At 35.7% G+C, this 23,932-nt stretch carries 18 protein-coding genes; 9 read left to right on the plus strand and 9 right to left on the minus strand.

The genetic code is table 11. The annotated features are described in order from the left end of the window. Nucleotides 1-2: 2 nt before the first annotated feature. Genes GON26_RS16540 through GON26_RS16555 form a run of 4 tightly spaced genes read right to left on the minus strand, consistent with a single transcriptional unit; the run spans nt 3 to nt 4,987 of the window. Nucleotides 3-1,193 carry an AGE family epimerase/isomerase gene (locus tag GON26_RS16540; RefSeq protein ID WP_160375882.1) on the minus strand — a complete coding sequence of 397 codons (1,191 nt, stop codon included), beginning with the start codon at nt 1,191-1,193 and terminating at the stop codon, nt 3-5. A gap of 6 nt (nt 1,194-1,199) precedes the next feature. Beyond that, a complete protein-coding gene (locus tag GON26_RS16545; RefSeq protein WP_160375883.1) occupies nt 1,200-2,390 on the minus strand; it encodes a glycoside hydrolase family 130 protein in 1,191 nt (396 codons plus the stop codon). 30 nt (nt 2,391-2,420) lie between these two features. Continuing rightward, nucleotides 2,421-3,812 carry an MFS transporter gene (locus tag GON26_RS16550; protein WP_160375884.1) on the minus strand — a complete coding sequence of 464 codons (1,392 nt, stop codon included), beginning with the start codon at nt 3,810-3,812 and terminating at the stop codon, nt 2,421-2,423. A 38-nt stretch (nt 3,813-3,850) separates the two neighbouring features. Beyond that, a complete protein-coding gene (locus GON26_RS16555) occupies nt 3,851-4,987 on the minus strand; it encodes a glycoside hydrolase family 26 protein (RefSeq protein WP_230407956.1) in 1,137 nt (378 codons plus the stop codon). A 302-nt stretch (nt 4,988-5,289) separates the two neighbouring features. On the opposite strand from GON26_RS16555, the gene GON26_RS16560 reads away from it, so the two are divergent. The 9 genes from GON26_RS16560 (at nt 5,290) to GON26_RS16600 (ending at nt 18,198) form a co-directional block, all read left to right on the plus strand. Beyond that, nucleotides 5,290-6,168 (plus strand): helix-turn-helix domain-containing protein, encoded by an 879-nt coding sequence (locus GON26_RS16560; RefSeq protein ID WP_160375885.1) that lies wholly within the window; start codon nt 5,290-5,292, stop codon nt 6,166-6,168. Between the two features lie 311 nt (nt 6,169-6,479). Beyond that, nucleotides 6,480-9,647: a SusC/RagA family TonB-linked outer membrane protein gene (locus GON26_RS16565; RefSeq protein WP_160375886.1), complete on the plus strand. Its 3,168-nt coding sequence runs from the start codon at nt 6,480-6,482 to the stop codon at nt 9,645-9,647. Between the two features lie 11 nt (nt 9,648-9,658). Continuing rightward, nucleotides 9,659-11,221 (plus strand): RagB/SusD family nutrient uptake outer membrane protein, encoded by a 1,563-nt coding sequence (locus tag GON26_RS16570; RefSeq protein ID WP_160375887.1) that lies wholly within the window; start codon nt 9,659-9,661, stop codon nt 11,219-11,221. Between the two features lie 18 nt (nt 11,222-11,239). Then, on the plus strand, nt 11,240-12,307 hold the full coding sequence (locus GON26_RS16575) for an IPT/TIG domain-containing protein (RefSeq protein WP_160375888.1): 1,068 nt from the start codon (nt 11,240-11,242) through the stop codon (nt 12,305-12,307). A gap of 28 nt (nt 12,308-12,335) precedes the next feature. Further along, nucleotides 12,336-13,586, plus strand: a complete 1,251-nt coding sequence (locus tag GON26_RS16580; protein ID WP_160375889.1) for a fasciclin domain-containing protein — start codon at nt 12,336-12,338, stop codon at nt 13,584-13,586. A gap of 93 nt (nt 13,587-13,679) precedes the next feature. Beyond that, on the plus strand, nt 13,680-14,915 hold the full coding sequence (locus GON26_RS16585) for a glycoside hydrolase family 27 protein (RefSeq protein WP_160375890.1): 1,236 nt from the start codon (nt 13,680-13,682) through the stop codon (nt 14,913-14,915). A gap of 12 nt (nt 14,916-14,927) precedes the next feature. Next, nucleotides 14,928-15,890, plus strand: a complete 963-nt coding sequence (locus GON26_RS16590; protein WP_160375891.1) for a glycoside hydrolase family 5 protein — start codon at nt 14,928-14,930, stop codon at nt 15,888-15,890. Between the two features lie 601 nt (nt 15,891-16,491). Continuing rightward, nucleotides 16,492-17,511 carry a porin gene (locus GON26_RS16595; protein WP_160375892.1) on the plus strand — a complete coding sequence of 340 codons (1,020 nt, stop codon included), beginning with the start codon at nt 16,492-16,494 and terminating at the stop codon, nt 17,509-17,511. A gap of 486 nt (nt 17,512-17,997) precedes the next feature. After that, nucleotides 17,998-18,198 (plus strand): hypothetical protein, encoded by a 201-nt coding sequence (locus tag GON26_RS16600; RefSeq protein ID WP_160375893.1) that lies wholly within the window; start codon nt 17,998-18,000, stop codon nt 18,196-18,198. A 71-nt stretch (nt 18,199-18,269) separates the two neighbouring features. Here the strand turns inward: GON26_RS16600 and GON26_RS16605 are convergent, their stop codons facing one another. The 5 genes from GON26_RS16605 to GON26_RS16625 all read right to left on the minus strand — a co-directional run bounded on the left by GON26_RS16605 (nt 18,270) and on the right by GON26_RS16625 (nt 23,914). Beyond that, nucleotides 18,270-19,175: an N-acetylmuramoyl-L-alanine amidase gene (locus GON26_RS16605; protein WP_160375894.1), complete on the minus strand. Its 906-nt coding sequence runs from the start codon at nt 19,173-19,175 to the stop codon at nt 18,270-18,272. Between the two features lie 29 nt (nt 19,176-19,204). Next, nucleotides 19,205-19,744 carry a hypothetical protein gene (locus GON26_RS16610; protein ID WP_160375895.1) on the minus strand — a complete coding sequence of 180 codons (540 nt, stop codon included), beginning with the start codon at nt 19,742-19,744 and terminating at the stop codon, nt 19,205-19,207. Nucleotides 19,745-19,786: 42 nt separating this feature from the next. Beyond that, complete coding sequence (gene rimO, locus GON26_RS16615) at nt 19,787-21,100, minus strand: 30S ribosomal protein S12 methylthiotransferase RimO (protein WP_160375896.1); 1,314 nt, start codon at nt 21,098-21,100, stop codon at nt 19,787-19,789. A 250-nt stretch (nt 21,101-21,350) separates the two neighbouring features. Continuing rightward, nucleotides 21,351-22,859: an OmpP1/FadL family transporter gene (locus tag GON26_RS16620; RefSeq protein WP_160375897.1), complete on the minus strand. Its 1,509-nt coding sequence runs from the start codon at nt 22,857-22,859 to the stop codon at nt 21,351-21,353. 50 nt (nt 22,860-22,909) lie between these two features. Then, entirely contained in the window at nt 22,910-23,914 is a 1,005-nt protein-coding gene (locus GON26_RS16625; protein WP_160375898.1) for a hypothetical protein, read from the minus strand. Nucleotides 23,915-23,932 lie beyond the last annotated feature (18 nt).

The following is a 23,932-nucleotide window of genomic DNA, read 5'->3' on the forward strand; positions in this document are numbered from 1 at the left end:
GGTTAGGTTTTAATTCGGCTAATAAGCTCGATACACGCTCTGCCATTGTGATATGGACATTTCCAGAATCCTGCTTTGTCATTTTTCATTAGCGAATAATCACGATTTATTCCCCAAAACCATTCACCGTTTTGAGTATCCAAAAGGTGTTTTTGAATGAATTCCCAACTTTCAAAAACAATTTCTAAATATTTTTCATCACCTGTTAACTGATACGCATTATAAAACCCAATCAACGCTTCGGCCTGAACCCACCAGTGTTTTTCGGCAACTAATTCATTCTTTTCAGGATCAAATTCGTACCATAATCCTCCATCAGCATCTAAACCTTCCAGGGTAACATCTGCCATTAGAATGGCATACTTTTTATAATGATCAATTAAAGTTTTGTTTTCTGTAATTTCAGCACATTGCAATAAAAGCCAGGCTGCTTCGATATCATGACCGTACGAAATAACGTCTGGTTTTTCGACCCAGTTTTCATCAAAAAACAATCGTAAATGACCTGTTTCGGTATTGATAAAATGCTTTTCGATAGTTTGTAATAACTCAATGATATCGTTTTTAAGCGTTTCGTCTTTCCAGACTTTGTACAAATTTGCGTACCCTTCAACGATATGCAAATGCGTATTCATGGTCTTTTTTTCATTGGCATCTTTGTCGCTCAGGCGTAAATCTTCAATAGGCTGCCAGTCGCGTGTCAGGGCTTCGAAATAGCCTTTGTTTACAGGATCGTAACTGTGTTGTTGTATTTTTTGATATAAATTTTTTGCTATTTCTAAAGCTTTTTGATCTTTAGAAATAACATAATATTCGGATAAACCATAAATCGAAAAAGCCAGAGCATAAATCTGATTTTTAGTATCCTTTGGCGTTTTATCAGGGTTGATACTCCAAAATAAACCACCAAATTCAGCATCATAAAAATTCGCCGACAGAAATTCAAAAGCTCTTTTAGCAATCTTCAGATGCTCTTCTTTTTTCGAAATCTGATAGCTGGAAGAAAAGGTCCATAAAATTCGGGCTGTTAAAACTGAGCCTTTTTCTGTTTCGGGAATAATCTGATTATTAAAATCAATCTGACCTACAAAACCACCATTTTTAATATCCAGGGCGTTTTTAGACCAATAATTTAAAATGGAATCAAGCTCTGCTGACAGTTCGGTTTTGAGTTGGTTTAATTGTACTGACACGATAGATTAAATTGCGTTGTTTTTATCAATTAGTTTGATGATTGTATTTACAGAACCTGCTGAAATAAAAGTGTCTTCAGGAGCATTCGTTACATAATCAACTAATTGTGCTACAGATGAAACCGCCACATGCATTCTCGTATCCGATGATGCGTAGTAAATATAAACTGTACCATCGTTATCCTCAATCCATCCGTTTGTGAACAATACATTCGATACATCACCAACTCTTTCAATTCCTTCAGGACCCATAAAATGACCAGCCGGAACGTGCGTAACTTTGGTAATATCATTCAGATCGGTCATGAACATATAAAGGGTATAACGCAATCCTGCAGCCGTATTACGAACACCGTGTGCTAAATGCAGCCAGCCTTTATCTGTTTTTATTGGAGCCGGACCCAAACCATTTTTCAATTCGTAAATCGTATGATATTGCTTGCTGAAAATGATTTTCTCTTCTTTTACTTCCGGATTGGTCATATCATCAACATAGCCTAATCCTATTCCGCCACCGTTTCCAACATCAATAAAACCATCCTGCGGACGTGTGTATAAAGCGTATTTTCCGTTTACAAACTCAGGGTGCAAAACGACGTTGCGCTGCTGTCCTGTATTCGAAATTAAATCAGGAAGTCTTTCCCAGTTTACTAAATCTTTAGTACGTACGATTCCTGCATTGGCTACAGCCGAACTGGTATCGCCTTTTGGTGCATTCGGATCTTTTCTTTCGGTACAAAAAATACCGTAAACCCAACCGTCTTCATGGTTTATCAAACGCATGTCATAAACGTTGGTGTCCGGTTCTTCAGTTTGTGGAATCACGCATGGTTTTGCCCAAAATTTAAAATTATCGATACCATTTGGACTTTCGGCAATGGCAAAAAATGATTTTCTGTCAATTCCTTCAACGCGAACGGCCAATAGGTATTTATCATTCCATTTCATGGCTCCGGCATTGAAAGCTGCATTTATTCCTATTCGTTCCTGTAAAAATGGATTGGTGTTTTCGTTAAAATCAAAACGCCAGTTTAATGGAATATGTGATGCTGTAACGACAGGATTTTGGTAACGCGTATAAATACCGTTCCCTGCTGTGTTTTGAGGTTGGTTTTTTTGCTCTAAAAGTGTTTTATGCTCTTTTTCTAACGCTACTTTTCTATCCTGAAATGTAGTTGAAGTGGCTATTGCTGTCATATAAATCGATTTCTGTATCTGTATTATTCTTTAATTTGATTGGTCTCTTTTTTCGTTTAAATCTTGTTCAATTATTTGTAATTTTTCTTCAGACAAAGGATAGAAGGCAATAAACGCTACTGATATTGCCGCAGCAATCGCAGGAAGTATGCTTAACATTAACTGAATTCCGTTTTGAGTGGTCGCAGTTTGCTCGACATTGGCCTGAAAACCATAGTAACCCAAAAGCCATCCTGCTCCGGCACCACCAATGGTCCACCCAAATTTTTGGGACATGGAGGAAGCTGAGAAAACCAATCCAGTTGCTCTACGGCCTTGTTTCCATTCGGAGTAATCTGCGCTATCGGCATACATTGACCAGATAAGAGGGAAAATGCAGCCTGCACAAATACTGATTAAAACCTGAAAAGTCATAATCAGGAATACATCTTCTTTTCCGAAGAAATAAAAGATGACGCTCAGTATAGCTGCTAAAGCCATTGCGCCAAAGAAGGTTTTCTTTTTACCTATTCGGTTCGCAATGGGCGTTGCGGCAATTACACCTATTATGTTTGCAGCCTGTCCCAAAACCAGATAGATTGAGGTAGGTGCCATGTGAAAATCAGTTCCGAATAACGAAAAATCAAAGTTTACAGTACTGCTCACGTAATATTTAAAATAATAAACAGCGGCTCCGTCACGGATAGAATTGAATACCAAAGTGCCTATTCCGGCTCCTAATAAAATCCACCACGGTTTATTTTTTAATAAATCTTTTAAGTCTTCTTTTAAATCATTTTTTTCGTTTTCAATTGGTTTTACTCTTTCTTTTGTCCAAAGGAAACATCCCCAAAAGAAAATTGTAGTAATCACTCCAAAAACAGCAATTGTAGCCAGCCAGCCTGTTTTTGAGTTTAGGCTTCCGCCAAAGTAATTCACTAAGGGTTCAATTAGCCAAAGCGCCAAAAGACTTCCTCCAAAAGCAAAAACCATTCGGTAAGACGAAAGTGTGGTTCTTTCTTTTCGGTCTGATGACATAACACCCAAAAGCGACGCATACGGCACGTTTATCAAAGAATAAATCATCATCATCAGCGAATAAGTTACGTAAGCATAAATAATTTTTCCTTTTTCGTCAAAATCAGGCGTGTAAAAAGTAAGTACGCCAATAACTGCAAAAGGCACGGCTACCCATAAAAGATAGGGTCTGAATTTCCCCCATTTGCTTTTGGTTCTGTCAGCAATGATTCCAACAATTGGATCAAAACAGGAATCCCAGATTCGGGTAATTAAAAACATGGTTCCCACAACGGCTGGAGCCAGACCGAAAACATCGGTGTAGAAAAACAACAGGTACATACTGAAGATTTTCCAGAACATGGAGGAAGCTGCATCTCCAAGACCGTAGCCTATTTTTTCTTTTAAACTAATTTTGTCGTGCATTAGGTTTTTTTTAAAGGTTGAAATTAGATTTGGGGTAGTTATTTTTTAGTTTTTGGAATGTCTTTTTCGAATAAAGTGTTATCAAGATTATAGAAATCAACAAAGTCTTTTTCGCTTACCTGACCTTTATACGGCGCGTAATAGTGCATTTTTTGCTCTTTATCCTGCCAGCCATGATTTCTCCATAACAAAACATAAGAGGGTTTGTAATCGCCAACGGCTTTAAGTAAAGTTCCGGTCCACCATTTTGGATCTGGAATTGCTTCGTATCCGGCTTCGGCTAAGGCAATAAGTTTGTGTTGTCTTGTACCAATTTTATCAATAATCTTAAATTGACTTTGAACTTCTTCAATAAATCTCGTGCCTTCTTTGTCGTTGTTGTTCTGGTAACTGTCAAAGCTTATGATGTCTGCATAATCGTCACCAGGATAATTGGTTAGGAATTCTTCTTCAGTTTTAAAACTGCTCGTATTGTAAACATAAATTAAGTTATGTACGCCTTTTTTTTGCAAATAATCAAAAGTAAATTTCCATAAAGTTTTAAATTCCTCAGGCGTACAATTTCCTTTTCCCCACCAAAACCAGCCACCGGTTAATTCATGATAAGGACGGAATAAAACAGGTATGTTTTTTCCGTTTTTATCTTGTAATGAAAGAAAAAAAGCAGCGGCTTTATCTAACCAGGAAGTAAATTTAGCATGATTTTCAGCTCCAGGAAGTACTGTTTTGAGAGAGTTGGGTGTGTTGTCCCAGGCATTTTTTCCGGTTGCTGGATTGTCAAAATGCCAGCTTATGGTTGAGATTCCGCCTCTTGCATTGGCATCCTCTATATATTGTTTCATTTTATCAAAAGGAACACCGTCAATATTGTTTGGGAGACCGTTTTCTAATCCAGCTATGTCCCAGCCATAAACCCCAGGATAATCGCCAACCACATCTTTTATATCGCTTCGTCCTGCCTCATATTTCCAGTTTACACCGTAAGCAAGGTCGTCCTGATGGCCAAAAAGAAAACCTTTTTGGGTTAATCGATTTAGTTTTTTATACAATAAAATGGTTTCAGGAGTCGATTTTTTATCTGAAAGTGACAAATTAGTATCAGTTTTAGTGTTTTGGGATCGACAGGAACTTATTGTCAAAACCATAAAAATATATGTTATAAAGCTTTTTTTCATAATGGTTCATTTATTTTTTGGATGAGGGACTCTAAAAGCACTATTTAAAACCTAATCGTAAAAGTCTTTTTTTACAACTTATAATTAAATATTGTTTTACTGCTTTAATTATCAAAACTATAAAAAGATATTAGATAAAAAACGATTAATGTTTATTATTAATATACTTTTTGTAGAATATACAATTGTATTTTTCAAAGATAATTGTATGATAAGCGTGTAATTAATATTATTTTATCAATTATATATCATATTATTGCAATAAAAAAAATCACTTTTAATTATAATACTACGAAATAGAAATGAGTACCGCTAAAAATTTTTACAGGGAGATTGCGCCACTTTCGGCGGGAGATAGTTTTTTGGTTTTTGACAGAGTAAAGGATAGCTTCGATTTTCCGGTGCATTATCATCCGGAATTTGAAATAAATTTTATTTTAAACGGAAAAGGAGTTAGAAGGGTTGTGGGTGATAATATTGAAGAAATCGATAATGTCGAATTGGTTTTAATAGGCCCGAATTTATATCACGGCTGGGAACTCAATAAATGTACAAGCAAAAAAATTCATGAAATTACGATTCAGTTTCATAATGATTTATTTCACGAATCGTTGTTGTCCAGGCGTATTATGAATCCTATTCGGGATATGTTTAACCGATCTATTCATGGTATTTTATTTTCGAAAAAAGTAGCCGAAGAATTAACGCCCAGACTGGTAAAGCTTTCTAAATTAGATGGTATGGATTATTTTTTAGAAATAACCTCTTTATTATATGATCTTGCCAATTCCAGAAATCAGCGTTTGCTTTCGACCTATACGGTTGATTATGATACGTTTGATGATTATGATAAAATGAAGTTGGTTTACGAATATGTACAAAAACATTTTGCTGATAAGATTACTTTAGAAGATGCTGCAAATGTCGCCAGTATGTCTATTATTTCCTTTAATCGGTTTATAAAAAAACGTACAGGAAAAACTTTTGTCAACTATATAAATGATATCAGGATTGGTTATGCGGCAAGATGGCTTGTAGAGAAAGATATGAGTGTTTCTGAAGTAGCATTTAAGTCGGGTTTTAATAATATAGCCAACTTCAATCGTAGTTTTAAAGCGATAAAAAACTGTACTCCAAGTCAGTATAGGGAAGATTTTTCCGGCTTGAAGCGTATTTTGTAGTGATACTTTTTTTGCATGTACAAATATTATTTTTAACGAAATCGTTTGATTTTTCAATAAATCCTTAGATTTTGTTTAATCACAAAGGAGTTTAGAATAGTGTTGATTGCGAATAATGTAATTTTTTGGCAGTTTTATTTTTATATGTATTTTTTTAAAGCATTATAGTAAAAATTCTATCATTAATTGATATAATACTATTAATATGATGTTTGGTTCTGTTATAGTTTTGTTAAATAATCTTTTAGATAAATCTCACCAAATTATTTCAAAGATTTAAATGATCACTTTAAACTAACCAAACACTTATTATGAAAAAACTAATGACTAATTTCGATCATTGGAGAGCGAACCACAAAGCTATTCCTTTGATTTTGTTTTTGCTGCTCGCCAGCAATATTATGACCGCCCAGGTAAAAATTACAGGTGTTGTTTCGGATGATAAAGGACTTTCTATTCCAGGTGCTAACATTGCAGTAGTTGGAGCCAAAAAGTCGGTATCTACAGATTTTGATGGAAAGTATTCTATCGAGGCACCTGCTAATGCTACTATTAGTGTATCTTTTATAGGATATATTACCAAAACAATTAATGTAAACAATGGCGGAACTATAAATGTTGTTCTTAAACTTAGTGCCGAAGATTTACGTGAAGTTTTGGTAAATGTTGGATACAGAAGCCAGAAAAGAAAAGATGTTACTGGTGCAATTTCCTCAGTTACAGCTAAAGATTTCAAAGATTCGCAACAAGTTACGGTAGAACAATTGCTGCAAGGTAGAGCAGCTGGAGTTGTCGTGACGAATAACTCTGGAAAACCAGGAGGAAGCGTTTCGGTGAAAATTCGTGGTAGCGCTTCTTTAGGCGGTAGCAATGAGCCTCTTTATATTATAGATGGAGTTCCTGTTTCTGGTGATGCAACAAGCCAGGCTACTGGAGGAACTATCGTAAGTGGCTACATTGGTACAAACACGGGAAGTGTAACCAATAGCCCTTTGGCATTCCTGAATCCGAATGATATTGAAACGATGGATATCTTAAAAGATGCGGCTTCTACTGCAATTTATGGTTCCAGAGCTTCAAACGGAGTTGTAATTATTACGACTAAAAAAGGTAAAAAAGGTACTGGAAAAATAACTTACGATACTGCATTTTCTGTACAGGATGTTACCAGATTGCTTAAAACAATGAACCTTAGTCAATATGCGGAGCAACAAAACGCATTGGCTCAATATTATGGTGTTGCCCCAAGAGAAGAGTTTGCTGTGCCTTCGGTTTTAGGAGATGGTACAGACTGGCAGGACGAGATTTACAGAACCGCTTTAATGACGAGCCATCAGTTATCATTTTCTGGAGCTAATGATAAAACATCATATTATGTATCTGGAGGATATCTTACTCAGGATGGAGTTGTTATTGGATCTGATTTTAAAAGATATACTTTCAAAACAAATCTGGAATCTAAAATAAAAGATTGGTTGACAATGGGAGTTAATATTACTGCAGGTATCACCAATCAAAATATCACTATCGAAGGATATAGTGATGGTATCATTGGTACTACTATTTTATCTACTCCTGATGTAGCGGTTAGAAATTTAGACGGAACTTATGCAGGGCCTCCAGCTGGTGGTTCTCAGGGTTCCTGGATTAATCCGGTTGCGAGTACTTTAATGAATACTAATTATTTGGTTCAGAAGAATTTTCAGGCCAATTTTTATACGAATGTCAGACTGGCAAAAGGTTTGGAATATCGTTTTGAATTAAACGGTTCTACAAGCATTCAGAATTTTGAAAATTTTCAGCCTACCTATGAGTGGGGAGCAGCTGTAAACAAAGTAAATCAACTTTCGGAAAGAGCCAATACCTGGTACGGAATTAATTTAAGTAACAGATTGAGCTACAGATTCGCTACCGGTAAACATAATTTTACCTTAATGGGGGTTCAGGAAGCAAATGATGCACATTGGTTTGGAAACAGCCAGTCTATCAGTGGTTTGCTAAGCAATGATGTGCACTCTATCAATCTTGGAGATCAAAATACTTTGGTGGCTAGCGAATATAAAGGCAGCAATGCTTTGTACTCATTTTTAGGGTCTCTAAACTATGATTTTGATAATAAGTATTATTTACAGGCATCGATAAGAGCTGATGGTAGTTCTAATTTTGCCGAAGATAACAGATGGGGATACTTTCCTGCAATTTCTGCTTCATGGAAATTGTCTAACGAAAAGTTTATGGAAGGTACCAAAGACTATATCGACAATATTAAATTTAGAATTGGATATGGTGAAACGGGTAATCAAAATATTGGAGGCGGATTATATGCGTCTAATATACAAACGATTAAATCTGCTTTAGGGAATTTCTTTACGGCTGGTAATATTGCTAATCCGGATTTAACCTGGCAATCTGCTGAGGATACCAACCTTGGTCTTGAATTTAGTTTGTTTCAGTCTAAATTATTTGCAACTGTAGATGTGTATAGAAAACAATCATCAGGATTTTTATTTGTATTGCCTCTGCCTACTTATGTTACCGGTTTAGAGCAGTATCAGGGAGGGTTATCTGCTCCGATGGTGAACTTAGGAAGTATGCGTAATCAGGGTATCGAAGCTACTTTGAAATATTCTAACAACTTTAGCCAGAACTTTTCATGGGATGCAACGGTTTTATTTTCTAAAAACAATAATGAATTGTTAAGCCTGGTTGAAAATTTTGATTTAATAAAAGATGTTCAGGTTAATGGTTATACGACTAAAACCGTTACAAAATCTGAAGTTGGTCAGCCAATAGGTCAGTTTTATGGTTACGAAACCGTAGGAATCATTAGAACAAACGAACAGTTGGCAAATGCTCCAATTCCTTTTACAGGAAACAAAGCTGTAAAAAGTGTTTTAGGAGATGTAGAATATGTAGATCAAAATCAGGATGGTCTAATTGATGAAAAAGATTTAACCTATATAGGAAATCCTCAGGCCGATTTTATTTATAGTTTTAATAACTCTTTTAGATATAAAAACCTGGATCTTTCTATTTTCCTGCAAGGATCTCAAGGAAATAAAGTAATGAACTTAACTGGAAGAGCGGCAACAAAAAACCAGCGTCTTTACGAAAATCAATTAGCTGAAGCGGCAGATTTCTGGACTCCGGAAAATGTAGATGCTAAATACCCTAGACCTGACGGAGGTGATGGTCATCCAAATATCGCTATTTCTGACCGTTACGTTGAGGATGGTTCTTATCTGAGAATTTCTCAGTTGACTTTTGGATATAATTTACCTTCAGATGTTATTTCTAAAACTAAATTAAGCAAACTAAGATTTTATGCAAGTGTACAAAACTTATACACTTTTACAAAATACACTGGTTATGATCCTGAAATTGGAGACTATAACCAAAATGCTTTATTAAGTGGAATTGATTCAGGACGTTATCCTACGAATCGTACCATTACTTTAGGAATGAATGTTGAATTTTAATAAGACTTATTATGAAAATATATAAAATAAATTTAAAAAGCTTAGCGGTATTGCTTTTGCTGGCTTTGTCTGCGTCATGTAGTGATGATTATTTAGACCGACCTACTCAGGATGGTTATGTAAGTGATAACTTTTATACTTCTGATGAGCAGGTACAACGCACCACGTACGGTATGTATGGGAGAATGTGGGCTCCTTTTTATACAAAATGTTTCTATGCTCTTTCGGAAATGTCTTCAGGAAACTGTTGGTCAAATGTAGATGGAAACGAAGTAATTCAGTTTAAACTAACGTCTGATAGTTTTATCTTAAACGATCCTTGGCGTTCTTGTTTTGGTGTAATTGCGCAATCTAACGATTTGATTAATAACTTAAATACAAATGCAAAAGAGGGCGTAAGTCAGGCTGTGATTGATAATGCAATTGCTGAGGCGCACTTTTTCAGAGCAGTTTCTTATTTCTATTTAGTTCGTTTATTTGGACCAGTACCTATTATTGAAGATAATTTAGCACTTGCTCAAAACCCATTGGTGAACAATAACAGAATAGAAGATGTGTATAAATTCATCGAAAATGATTTAAAATATGCTGCCGCTAATCTGAAACAAAAAATCAGAATGAGAGGTTCAAGTCAGGAAAATGTATTTGTATCGCAAGGTACAGCGGAGTCTTTTCTGGCCAAAGTATATCTTTATGAAAAGGATTATCCTAATGCAAAAGCAATGGCTGAAAAAGTGATTAATTCAGGAGAATTTGCTCTTTTGCCTAATTTTTCTGATTTGTTTTTAACAAGCAAAAACAATAATGAAGAGTCTATTTATTCCTGGCAATGGTCTGGTGCTATAAACGAATATCAGGGAGGTAATTTTTCTAATGTTCAGTATGGTCTTGATATTTTAAATGACAGAGTGTCTTACGGAGCGGTATATATTCCTTCGAATGATATTCAGGAAGCTTTCGAAACGGGAGATCTTAGAAGAAAAGAGTCCTATATGGTTTATGGCGATTCTTATCCAAACATGAAAGCGGACGATGTAGTAGGTTTTGTTTTGGATGAAGATAAGTATCCGGGGCTTCTGGATGCAACAGGAGCAGCAGTAAAAAAATATGTTGTAGGTCAGGCAACGGATGAAACTGGACCAGCAGATAATTGGGGAGCTATGAATAACTGTAATTATATCATGCGTTACGCTGATGTATTGCTAATTCACGCCGAGGCAATTTTAGCAGGTGCAAACGAAACCAATAATGCCGCAGCAAAAGAATCATTTAACAAAGTGAGAAAAAGAGCGGGTCTGCCACAATTGAATGCAACGACACCATTAACTAAAATGGGCTTATTCAAAGAACGCAGAGTAGAGTTTGCTTTCGAAGGTGAGTTTTGGTACGATTTAGGAAGATTGCCAAGAGCTGAAGCGATTGAAATTATTTCAAAACAAGACAGAGGATCTGATTATGAAGGTGTAAAACACTATACGCCTGTAGAAACAGATTTCATTTTTCCTAAACCAGCAAATGATGTAAGGAAAAATCCAAAGTTGAAAGAAGCGCCAGTTCCTTACGTTTTTAAATAATTCTTAAATAAAATAATGATGAAAAATATAAAAAATATGAAGTTATTGAAGTTTTATTTTTTAGCTTCAATTTCAGTTTTACTGCTTAATTCTTGTTCAAGTGATGATAGTAGTTCATCAGGTTCTGGCTCTTTAGCAGTAACGGGTATCAGCAGATCTGTTATCGATGATCCTTTAATTGAAGGCGATAGACAAGTAGATGTTCCTACAGATGTAATAAATGCAGGAAATACGTATATTATTAGAGGTTCTGGTTTTGCAACGTTAAAGTCAATATCTTTTAATGGATTAAAATCAGAGTTCAATCCTACTTTAGTTACAGATAACGCCATTGTAATAAATGTTGATCAAAAAACACCTTATTACAATGAGATGGATGAGTTGAAACTGGTAACCAATATCGGTACTTTAAAATATAAAGTAAAAGTAAGACCTCCGTCTCCAAACATTATTGGATTTCCTATCAATCCTAATGAGGGTGATATTATTACCATAACAGGAGAGTATTTTTTACGTCCTGTAGTAAATTTTGGAACCATAAAAGTAGAGCCTATTTCTTCAAGTTTAACCGAAATTAAAGTAAAAGTTCCGGCTGGAATTCAATATAAAAACTTATCCATTACGAATGTGTCCGGTACTACTGTAGCGCCACAATCTTTTGGAAGTGCAATTTTTGATGATGCTTATACCTCACTTAAAGCGTATGATGGTTTATGGAATGCTGCTGACGGTTATGATACGGCTTATACTAAAGATGTTAAACAAGGATCAAAATGTATTGCCTGGAAAGCCGGCGGATGGAATGGTTTGTATGTAGGTATCGACAAGACTAAAGTAGATATGTCAAAATACAAAGCAATCAGAATTAGTATCAAGGGTGAAAAAACCGGAACGGCAATCGGAATTGTAAACGGAAATTGGGGCGCAACGGTTTCAATATCGTTTAAGTCTGATTGGACCTATATCGAAATTCCTTTTAGTATGGTAGGCAATCCAACGGAATTAACCGAGATTACTTTTCAGGAATCTGGAAATTTTGGAGGAAACACACTCTTAATTGATGATTTTGGTTTAGTACTAAAATAACATTAGAAAAAACATAAAAAATAAACGTATGAAAATTATATATAAATTAAAGCAATTCGCATTAGTTGCATTTTTGATAACGGCTGTTACCTCATGCGACGATGCGTTACCGGATGTTGGCGGAGCAGAGCAAAACTACAATTCGGCTTATGGCTTAATTCAGGCGAATACTAATTTGAGCCTTTTTGCAAAAGCTATCGAAATAACAAAATTGCAACCCACTTTAGACACGGCTGAAAATTACACCTATTTTGTTCCTACAGACGCTGTTTTCGAAGCCTTCTTAGTGAAAAATGGTTATGTAAACTCATTAGGTTATCCGGATATTAGCCTGGTTCCTGAAGCTGATTTGAAGCAAATAGTTTTAAGTCATGTTGTAAAAGGAGTCAAAAAAAGAGTAGGTAAATTAGAAGGTGTAGAGGCAGATTATCTGGAAACAGGTGAGTTATCTACTTTGGCAAACGCAGCTAATCCAGATTTATATTTGCTTGCTGTAGATGTTGAAGATGGTGTTTTGAAAGTAAATGGCTCAGATAAACAAGCCGTTGGTCTGGATTATTATGGGGACAATGGTTTTGTGCACGTCCTGGATAATGTAATAGACTTAGCGCCACCAGCTCCGGTTATTAGTGGTGTTTCTCAGGCTTTTGCTTCTCCTGGTGATGTGCTTACGATATCGGGTTCTAATTTTGTAAAAGTTACTTCGGTTAAATTTGGAACAAAATCCATAACATTTGCTGCTGTTTCAAAAACTGAACTTAAAGCGACAGTTCCTGCTGATTTCGAGTCGTATGCACTTATAACGGTTGAAACGGAATACGGAACTTCAAATACAGCAACACTTGGGGTTAAATATTTAGTTTTTGGGGACGATTTTTCTGGATCGCCAACACCAATCTCTACCTGGAATTGGGGTGGAACGGAAGATTTTCAAAATGCAGAACAAGTAGGCAGAGGTACAAAATCGATTAAAAGAATTAATAATGACGCCTGGAGCGGTCTTTATATGCAAATTCCGACTATAAATCTTGCTCAGGTGGAGTATCTGAAAGTGTCTATTTATTCTACCAAAAGTACCAGAATTTTGTTTTCAATTGGAGAAACAAATAGTGATGCTGGTAAAGCGGTAGATATTGTAGCAAATCAATGGAATAATATTTCTATTCCAATTTCTGAAATGCACCCAGAAAAATTAGGTACTACCATCAACTCATTGTTTATGCAGGAGTTTTCGGGAGAAAAAGGAATTGTATATCTGGATGATATAGGTTTCTTATAATACGTTACATATTTTGAGTTTTGTTGTTTTAATATTCCCTGATTAATTTAATTAGGGAATATTTTTTTAGTTTTATTAAATAAATTTTCACCAATGAAAAAAATCATTTTACTAGTAGTTCTAAATCTTTCAATAACAGTTTTCGGTCAGGGAAATACATTTACGCAGAAAGCAGGTAAATTCGAGGGTATGGCGATGACACCGCCAATGGGTTGGAATTCATGGAATACTTTCGAAACGAATATCGACGAAAAATTAGTCAAAGAAACGGCTGATATTATGGTTTCATCCGGGATGGCTGCTGCAGGATATACTTATATTGTTCTGGATGATGGCTGGATGACTAAGGAGCGCGATGCTAATGGCGATCTGGTGCCGGATCCGGTAAAATTTCCAAACGGAATGAAAGCACTTATCGATTATGTTCACAGCAAAGGCCTGAAATTCGGATTGTATAATTGTGCCGGAACCCAAACCTGTGCCGGATATCCGGGAACGCGTGGTTACGAATATCAGGATGCCAGATTTTATGCAAAACTCGGAATCGATTTCCTAAAATACGATTGGTGCAACACACAGGGAATTACGGCAAAAGAAGCTTACACCACCATGAGTAATGCACTTAAAACGGCCGAAAAACCTATTGTTTTTAGTCTTTGCGAATGGGGTGACAATCAGCCTTGGGAATGGGGGAAACCAGTGGGGAATCTCTGGAGAATTTCTGGAGATATCTATCCTTGTTTTGATTGCGAATTCAAACACGAAATTGGTAACTGGTCGTCCTGGGGTGTTATGAAAATTGCCGAAATGCGAAAAGACATCCGCAAATTCTCCGGCCCTGATCATTGGAATGATTTTGACATGATGGAAGTTGGAAACGGAATGACCAAGGCCGAAGATAAAACACATTTTACACTGTGGTCGATGTTAGCTTCTCCTTTAATAGCTGGAAATGATTTCAGAAAAATGTCAAAAGAAACGCTGGCTATTTTAACCAATAAAGAATTAATCGCCGTAAATCAGGACAAATTAGGAGTTCAGGGTTTTAAATATACGGTTGAAGATGGAGTGGAAGTTTGGGTAAAACCATTAACGGATGGAAACTGGGCCATTACTTTTTTAAATAGAACAGATGTCGTTAAAAAGATTAATTTTGACTGGAAGAAGCATATTATCAAGGATATAGATTTTGGTTATGAAGCAGATTTTAGCAAAACAGTTTTCAAAATAAAAGACCTTTGGAAAAATAAAGACGCAGGAAATACCAAAAAGAATTTTGTTGCAGAACTGGCTTCTCACGATGTAATCACCGTACGACTAACACCATAAACAAATAATAAGATGAGGTTAAAAACAATTTTTGTAGCAGCAGCAGTATTGTGTTTTAGTTTTTCGAATGCACAATTCGTTAAAAAACACGGTCAGTTAAGTGTCAAAGGAACTCAATTAGTAGATAAGGACGAAAATCCTATTGTTCTAAGAGGTTTAAGTTTTGGCTGGCATAGTATGTGGCCCAGATTTTATAACGAAAAAGCGGTTAGCTGGCTCAAAAAAGATTTTAATTGTAATGTGGTCCGCGCTGCAATGGGTATCGAATTAGGAGAGTATGCCTATAATAAAGAACCTGAATTTTCGAAAGAAAAAATAGAAGCGGTCATAAAAGGAGCCATCAAATCTGATATATATGTAATTATTGACTGGCATAGTCATAACGTAAATCTAAAAGAGGCAAAATTGTTTTTCGAAGAAATGTCTCTTAAATACGGACAATATCCGAATGTGATTTACGAAATCTTTAATGAGCCTGATTACGAAAGCTGGTGGGAAGTAAAAACCTATGCAGAGGAGGTAATTGAGGTAATTCGAAAAAATGACCCGGACAACATTATATTAATAGGTTCGCCTCGCTGGGATCAGGATGTAAATCTTCCTGCCGAAGACCCAATACAGGGATATAGCAATTTAATGTACACGATGCACTTCTATGCAGCTACACATGGAAAAGAATTGCGTGACCGTACGGATGCTGCCATAAAAAGCGGTTTACCCATTTTCATCTCAGAATCTGCAGGTATGGAAGCTACAGGTAATGGTCCTTTAAATTATACTGCCTGGCAGGAATACATAGACTGGATGGAGGCACGCAAACTAAGCTGGATTACCTGGTCTGTTTCGGATAAAGACGAAACCTGTTCTATTTTACAAAAATCAGCAAAATCTGAGGGACACTGGAAAGATGCCGATTTAAAAGAATCGGGAATTAAAGTACGAGAGTTACTCAAAAAGTATAATACTAAGGAGTAGTAATGTGATAAAGAAGATTTAAGAGCCTGTTCAGTTTGAACAGGCTTTTTTTTGTTTTTATAAAAAGGATATGTATTACTTATAGGTAAAAAGGAGTTTGTTTTATAGGTTATTTAGCTTTGTTTGGAGATTTGTTTTTGTAAGAATAATTTAATTTAAATGTAGCCGAATCTTAATTTTGCTTTAATTTTAATTATTTTTAATTTTTTATCGATACCCCCTAAATTTTTAGGGGGTATCGCTTTTTGATGACTAAAATAGGCTTGTTTATTGCTTTTTTTGGTTTTAAAATTAGTAAATACCCTTTCAAAAGCACTTTAAATGATGAAATTTGGTTGTTGAATTTTCAAAAACGATTAGTTATTAATGTGAAATAACGATTATTGTTTAATAAATTTTTGTAATCCATAATTCTGCTGTCAAAAAGGCAAAAAGTTGAGTTTCGATTCTTGTAGTGATACAAAAGTTAATAAATTCGCTAATGAAAATGAGGATGATTTAGAGGGTAAAATAAAATTGTAAAAAAGGTTTATACTATTAAATAACAATATATAAAGATTAACTAACCAGAATCAATTAATAACCAAAAACCAATTAAAACATGAAAAAAGTATTATTTATTTTATCATTAGCCTTAACAACAAGTTTTGCATTTGCACAAGAAGAAGATGCATCAGAAACGACTCCTTTAGAAATTACAGGTTCTGGGGATTTATATTATAAATACGATTTTGCTAAAGTTGGCAATATCCCAACAAGTTTTGCAACAGATCATAATTCGGTTTCTTTAGGAATGCTGGATATTGCATTGAAGAAAAAAATTAAAAATGTGTCTTTTGTTGGTGAAATTTCTTTTGGACCAAGAGGACAATACCAATCAATACCAAATGGAGATGGAACAGATGACAATTCATTCCACATCCAGAATTTGTACGCTACTTATGCAGTTACTGATAAACTTAGTTTAACTGCAGGTTATATGGGAACTTTTATTGGGTATGAGGTGATTTCCCCTGTAGGAAACTTTCACTACTCTACTTCTTATTTGTTTACTAACGGACCATTCCAAAATGCAGGTGTTAAAGCAAATTATGCAATAACGGACCAATTTGGGTTCATGGTAGGATTGTTCAATGATACTTGGAATACCTATAAGGCTGATCCAGTAAAAGGATTAAATGCAGTAGGAGGTCAATTCTCTTTTGTAGCTGATAAAATGAGTGCTTATTTGAATGTCATGGATGGTTCTGTAAGTGGTACTATTTTTGACTTGACGAGTACATTCCAAATAACGGATAAATTCAAATTAGGTTTAAATGCTGCAGATTTTTCAAATGAAGGAGATGTTGGTTATACCGGAGCTGCTTTATACCCATCTTTTGCTATCTCTGATGCTTTTGCTTTAGGATTACGTGGTGAGTATTTTAAATACAAAGAAGGTTCAGGAGATACAGATGTTACAGCCTTAACTTTGTCAGGAAATTTCAAAATAAACGGTTTGACTATCATTCCAGAGTTTAGACTTGATTCTAATTCAGATGAAGTAATGTTCGTAGATTCTGATTTAGCTCCTGCTAAGTCTGCTTCTCAAGTGCTTATAGCCGTGGTTTACGGATTCTAATAGTAAGTAATTATTTAAAAACATACTCTTTATATAAGAGATTAAGATTGATATTTTTTTTTTTTTTTTGGAGCTGTCAAAACATAAGTAATGTTTTGGCAGCTTTTTTATTGCTAAAAACTCAAGTAGAAAAGGCTTGTGTTAAGTCTTAATTCATTAGAAATAAACAACTGCAATTATAAAATTGCCTTCTTTTATTTCATCTTTATTTCAAAATTTAAAAAGATAATAGTAATGATTTAGGTTTCCTGAAATAAAATGATTTAAAATTAACCCGTTGAGTGAAATTATTTTTAATAGAAAATAGCTTATTGAATTCAAAAAAGGTATTTCACTTTCATTAAAACATCCCGAAGCTTCGGGACTATGTGCGAAGCAACGAGTTTCTTTTTGATTTACTTTTTCAAAATCAGTAAAGCTATGTTTTTTATGTGTTTAATTAAATTTTTATTCATGACATCCCAACGGTAAATTAGACAAAGTAGCTTGAACCCCAAATTTGACGTCTCTGATGCCAAATTTGACGTTCCCGATGTCAAATTTGACGTCCCTGATGTCAAGTTTGACGTCCCTGATGTCAAATTTGACGTCCCCGATGCCAAATTTGACGTCTCTGATGTCAAATTTGACGTTCCTGATGCCAAATTTGACGTCGCTGATGTCAAATTTGGGGTTGGATTAGGTTAAATGAGTTGCATAAAAAAAACGCATTTCTAATCTAAATCAGAAATGCGTTTTATTAAATGGTTTTAAGCTGCTTATTGCAGTTGCTTTTTGTATATAGAATAGATAGTATCAATTGTTTTTCTGTCTAAAGTAACAGAAGTGTCTGTTTGAATATAATGCAATTTGAAAGCCATTATCGCAGCCGAAAGATTTTTGGTGTTATAGCCAATAATTCGTAACGCAGGTTCTATTTTAAAATCAAAAGGAGCAGGCTCTAAAAATTCATCAGGCCAGATTCCAAAACCCTTTTCAGCTAAAGTTTTCCACGGAAATAAAGCACTAGGGTCTGTTTTACGACCAGGAGCGATATCCGCATGTCCTATAAAATTTTGAGTAGGAATATTGTAGTCTTTCTTTAATTTGGTCAAAAGAGCCACCAGACTGCTTATCTGAGCTTCAGAAAAAGGTTCAAAGCCATTATTGTCAAGTTCAATACCTATAGAAGAGGAGTTAAGATCGGTGTTTTTTCCCCAAGTTGCATTTCCGGCATGCCAGGCTCTTAGGTAATCGTTTAGCATTTGTACCACTTTACCATTTTCAGAGATTACATAATGAGCGCTTACCTGTGTTTTTACTTTCGTAAAAGTACTGATAGTTTGTTCTAACGAATCTTGTGCGGTATGATGAATAATAACAAAACTCGGTTTTCTTAAATTAAAGTTTACAGTACCTACCCATTGTGTGCTAATACCATTTACTAAAGGAGTAGAACCAATTTTAGAAATCGAATCTTTTACGATATGCAATTGTTGTGCGTAAAGCGAGTCGATACTTAGTGGAGCAACAGGAGGGATAGGCTGAACTTCTTTACTTGTTATTTGTTGTTCAAGAGTTTTAAGCTGTTGGTCGTACGCTTTTTCAGTAGTTTTATGTGGGTTTTTTGTGGCGCAGGATGCAACAATAAGGGCTAATATAAAATAATAAAAGTTTTTAGTCATGGTCAGTGCATTGTGGAGTATAAAAACGGTTACTCAGTTGGTTTACTTGTCTCTTCCAGTGTTTCTTTGGTCTCTTCCTTAGAATTTTTCTTTTTCTTATTCTTAGACTTCGATTTTTTTACTTCTTTAAAGTTTTCCATGAAAGAAGTGTATTTATCTTTTTGGTCTGGGTTTAAAAAAGCATTTACTTTTTTATTAGTCTCTTCTCTTAGTGCTTTTATTTGCTCCATTTTCTGATCCTGACTACTGTTTTCGTTTTTCAAAAGAATACCCTGTTCTCTTATACTCTCTGCTAAAACGTTAGTAATCGCGATGGCTTGAAGTTCATCCAGATTTACTTCCGGTTTCATTTGTTCTACAATTTGAGCTGCAACTTCCTCAACGGGAGTTTCTTTCGGTTTGCTTTGCTGCTGGCTGCTTTGGTTCGTCATGCTTCTGTCCATTCCACCGCCGCCTCTGCCATATCCATTATTATAACCGCCGCCATAACCATTTCCGTATTGAGCAGAAACCGTATGGATGCTTAAAACTGTAAAAACAAAAAGTAAAAGGGATTGAAATGGTTTCATAAATACTTTTTTATATAAAAGTTATAATTGTTTACCGTAAATTTAAGCAGGTTCTCCGTATAAATCAAATTCTGTTGCTTCTATTATTCTAATATTAACAAATTCTCCTGTTTTTACGTAATGTTTCGATGCATCTATTAAAACTTCGTTATCTACATCAGGGCTGTCAAATTCTGTTCGGCCTACAAAATGAGCGCCTTCTTTTCTGTCAATAATACATCTGAAAACCTGACCTACTTTTTCCTGATTCAAATCCCATGAAATTTGCGATTGCAATTCCATGATTTCATTGGCTCTGGCTTGTTTTACATCAGCAGGAACGTCATCTTCCAATAAATAAGCATGTGTGTTTTCTTCATGCGAATAAGCAAAACAGCCCATACGGTCAAATTTCATTTCCTGAACAAAATCTTTCAAAATCTCAAAATCTTCTTGAGTTTCTCCAGGATAACCAACAATCAAAGTAGTTCTAATGGCCATTCCTGGAACTGCTGCACGGAAATCTTTTAATAACTTAGTCGTTTTTGCCTGGGTTGTCCCGCGACGCATCGATTTTAAAATATTATCTGAAATATGCTGCAACGGAATATCAATATAATTACAAATCTTTGGCTCGCGTTTCATTAATTCCAAAACATCCATCGGAAAACCGGTAGGGTAGGCATAATGCAAACGAATCCATTCAATTCCTTCTACTGCTGCTAATGCTTCCAAAAGTTCAGCAAGATTTCTCTTTTTATAAATATCAAGACCGTAATAAGTCAAATCCTGAGCAATCAAAATCAATTCTTTTACACCGTTTTTTGCCAAACCTTGTGCTTCTTTTACCAGTTTTTCAATTGGTTGCGAAACGTGTGATCCACGCATCAACGGAATAGCACAAAAACTACAAGGCCTGTCGCAGCCTTCAGCAATTTTCAGGTAAGCATAATTTTTAGGAGTCGTAGTCAGACGCTCTCCCAATAATTCATGTTTATAATCGGCTCCCAAAGCTTTCAATAATTGTGGCAATTCAGTTGTACCAAAATATTGATCCACATTCGGGATTTCTTTTTCTAAATCAGGTCTGTAACGTTCAGATAAACATCCGGTTACAAAAACTTTATCAACTAATCCTTTCTCTTTCTTGTCGGCATACTCCAAAATCATGTTAACCGATTCAGCTTTGGCATTATCAATAAATCCACAAGTGTTGATTACAATAATGTTTCCTTCCTCAGCTGCAGGTGCCTCATGTTGTACTTCTTTGCCATTGGCACGAAGCTGTCCCATTAGCACTTCACTATCATACACATTTTTCGAACACCCCAGAGTGATTACGTTAATTTTGTTCTTTTTTAAAGACTTGGTTCTCATACTTTTATAAATTGGAGTGCAAAATTACGCTTTTTTATTCAAACACCGCTTATTTAGGTTTCTTTTAGCAGTTTTTTCAGGAGCTGTTCCTGCTGTCCGCTATATTCCCGATTTAGAAAAAAAAGGCTTTTAACTGGAGTTTTTGTTAATCGGGAGATGCCGCTTCTCCCGATAGCTATCGGGACAGGGCTAAAAAAAATCCGCTAAGCAAGACCCAGCGGAAATTTCAAATTAATCTATTTAATTTTAATTACAATTCAAATAATAAAGTCAGTGAAACAGTATTCAGTTTCGATTTAATGTTTGCACCATTAGTAAATCCCTGACTAAAGAATCCCTGATTAGATTTTCTTTCTGCATACGAATAAGCAAGGTCAAGTTTAGTAGAGCCAAAGTTGTAACCTAAACCACCAGAATAACTGGTTAAGTCTCCAATAGTGGTTCCGTTTTTATAAGGACTGCCTTCAAAACGGTATCCGCCTCTTAAACTCAATTGTTTGATTTTATATTCACCACCAATTCGTAATTCACCATTGCTGGTTAATTCGTTGCTTATTTCATTGTTTAATTTTCTGAAACTATCCTGATTAGATGGTTTAAATTTACTATTGCTGTAATCTTTAATGGCATAATCGATACTAATTAATCCTGATTTTCCAAAAACATACGCACCACTAAAAGTTACCTTTCCTGGAGTTTGTAACGTGTAAGGTTCGTAAACATTTATGAGTTGAGGATTTTCAGTGGTGGTTATAGGTTGTTCTCCATCTGCCTGAATGGTAGTGCGTAAATTTTGAGATATTTCAGTGTAAAGTTCGTACCACGTATTTGATTCATACGCCAGACCAAGTCTAAAAGATTCTGTTACTTTGGCAAGAACTCCTAATTGAAAAGAAAAACCATTTCCGTAAGTATATTGATCAGTATTGAAATTTAAATTTGATATGGTCGCATTGGTTTCAAGAGGGTTTTGGTTTTCATTGCTTTCGCGAAAGTATGAAGACTTTCTGTAGTCAGTGATGTGAGCGTTTAAATTTGCTCCAAAGTAAATTCTGTCTTTGTATGATGTAGCGATATTAAAACTCAATTTGCTATTGTATCCAGTAGTGTAAACTTCGTTAATGTGATCGTTACTGCCTTCAGGAACATTTGTTGAATAGGAAGTGTTTTCGGGGTCATTACTATCAGGGTTTATTATATAGCCTTGATAGCCAAAATGAGCTTGTTGTTCATCGTAAAATAAATCTCCGTACGGAACATTATCCAGTACATCCAATGGAACTCCATTTGCATAAGATAAAAAATAGTCAGCTACAGATTTTGTTGGATTTGTACCTGCTGAAAAAACATCATTTTTAAAATTATTAGTTGTTTCGTAGGTGGCTGCGATAGCAATTTTTTTCCAGTTGTTATTTGGGTTACGGTCATGAAATACAAAAACACCTCCGGCCTGATTCAGGGTAAAAGAGTTTGTTTTTTCGCTAGTTTTTGTGCCAAAATAATCCGAATCATTTTTAATATTCTGATTACTAAAACTTACGCCAACCTGATTGTTTGAAAAGATGGCAGAACCGGCAGGATTTACACTTATAGAAGATAAGTCGCCACCAACTGCTCCAAAAGCACCACTCATGGCTCTAAAACGAGCAGTACCAGTTAGATTGTCTTGTGAATAGCGTATAGCGTCTGAAATTTGTTCTTGGGAATAGGAAGCACTAAACGTTAGTCCTGTAATAAAAAGGAATAGTATTTTTTTCATTAGGTTAAGTTTTAAATTTGATTGTATGATTGTAGAAACAACGGATAGAATTATCTTCTTCCGCCGCCTCCGCCTCCATAGGATCTTCCTCCTCCACCACCGCCAGAGGATCTCATGCTTCCGCCGCTGCTATTCATTGAGCGTGAAGGGCTAGGAGTGTAGCTTCTTGATGGTGTGTTGTTGCTATTGTTGTATGTTCTGTTTGTTGTAGTGTTTGATCTTCTGTTTGAATAATCAGTACTATTTTGTGCTTGTGTGCTGCTTCTTCGGTTTGAATAATCATAAGTACTTTGTGTAGTGCTTCTTCTATTGGTAAAAGTAGGTGAAGTGCTTCTTCTGCCATCTACAGTACTGCTTCTTCTGTCTGTGAAGTTTCTCGTTGTGTTGTAGCTCCTTCTGGATGTAGCGTTTCTGTCGGTATAATTTCTGTTACTGTAGTTTCTGGTGCCGTAATAAGCTGCAGAACCTCTGCGGCCTGAAGCATACGCATAGTTTCTTCCTCCGTAGTATCCACCACCATAATATCCACCATAATATCCACCGTAATAGCCTCCGCCATAACCCCATCCGTATCCAGGTCCCCAGTAGCCTGGGTATCCCCAGTATCCGCCACCATAGCCCCATCCGTATCCAGGGTAACCCCAGCCACCATAACCCCATCCATAATAAGGATAGCCAAACCCAATACCCCATGCCCATGAAGGATCGGAATAAGTATTTATGACAACTTCGGTATTGCTGCTTCCCCAGGCCGGATAGCTTGTTGCTACAGCTGTAGTATCGTTTTCTACATCATAATTACCGTAACTGTCAACATCGGTAAAAATTTCTGTTGGTTGTTCTTCGTCCTGAAGTGATTTAAAGTAGTCTTTATATTGATTGCTGGTATTAGTAGCTTCTGTTTGGGTATAAACTCGTGTCGTTCCTCCATATACGCCATCACTATCATAGTAGGAAGTATTCTGATAAGAACCACAGGAAGTCAATAGAAAACTCACTAATCCAATTAAGTAAAAAGGACTTGAGTTTTGGCGGAGAGAAAGATAAGTTTTCATAACTGTGTTTTTTTATTG

This window comes from Flavobacterium hydrocarbonoxydans (assembly GCF_009789235.1).
GTDB classification, from domain to species: domain Bacteria; phylum Bacteroidota; class Bacteroidia; order Flavobacteriales; family Flavobacteriaceae; genus Flavobacterium; species Flavobacterium hydrocarbonoxydans.